An 877-nucleotide genomic window follows, 5' to 3' on the forward strand; every position below is an offset into this window, starting at 1 on the left:
CGCTATGTGACGTTGGATGTCGAGGAAAAAGGAGAACTTTTCAACGTGGTTGTTTCATTGATTCGAGCATATACACTTCAAAATATTTTTGATTTATATGACTTTATCGATGAGAACGGAGAGGCTTATGGATTGACAATCAATTTGGTCAATGAGGTTATCGCAGGAAAAACTGGATTCATGAAGTTGCTGTTTGATGGGGCTTATCAACGGAATAAGCAAGGGGTTAAAATGAATATCGAGGGGCAGAAAAATGACTGAGGAGCTTAGGAAATATAACGATAAAACTTTTCGTTTGTATCTTCAGGGAGATGAATTTTATTTAACGGAAGATGATATTGCTTTGTTACAGTCTTTGGTTTTTGAGGGTGTAGCAAAGACGAATAGAGAAATTGAATCTTTAGCAAAGTTGCAAAAAATTTTTCGTGAGGTCTGATAAAAAATAAAAAACACCACCTGTTAGGGTGGTTCTTCTTTATTTTTTTGAAAAATCCTAGGCTAGAAATACTTGTTTTTTATTTCAGGCAAGCAACGGGTTTGTCAGGACAAACGCCAAAACTTGTTAGGACAAAATCCTAAGACCTTTTCAAAAAGTGTCTGCGAAGTCAGAGACTTGCAGATCACTTTTTTGTCACTGCGTTCGATTTTGCACTCGCTTTGCTCGTGGGATTTTTATTTTCGCCGAAAATAAATTTCGTCAAAAATAAAAATTCTCTTGGAGGAAAAGAAAAATAATCGAGCGGAGCGACAAACTCAAAGAAAAACTTTGAGAGGGTTTTAGGGTTTCCCTAACAAGTCAAAATCTCCGATTTTGGGGTTTGTCCTGACAAACCCGTTGCTTGCCACGATTAAACTTTAGACCCCTCTAAAATCGTTT

General features: G+C 36.8%; 1 protein-coding gene and 1 pseudogene. Both read left to right on the top strand.

All coding sequences use genetic code 11. The annotated features are described in order from the left end of the window. Positions 1-261, top strand: a pseudogene (locus tag C1E58_RS07290) (replication protein RepB); the annotation flags it as partial. After that, positions 254-436, top strand: coding sequence for a hypothetical protein (locus C1E58_RS07295; protein WP_105141041.1), 183 nt, complete (start codon positions 254-256; stop codon positions 434-436). The pseudogene C1E58_RS07290 and the gene C1E58_RS07295, both read left to right, overlap by 8 nt. Positions 437-877 lie beyond the last annotated feature (441 nt).

The organism is Streptococcus suis, from assembly GCF_002964575.1.
Classification (GTDB): Bacteria; Bacillota; Bacilli; order Lactobacillales; family Streptococcaceae; genus Streptococcus; species Streptococcus suis_R.

Excerpts from the sequence above, each read along its gene's own strand:
- C1E58_RS07295 (WP_105141041.1), top strand. The coding sequence starts at position 254 with ATGACTGAGGAGCTTAGGAAATATAACGATAAAACTTTTCGTTTGTAT.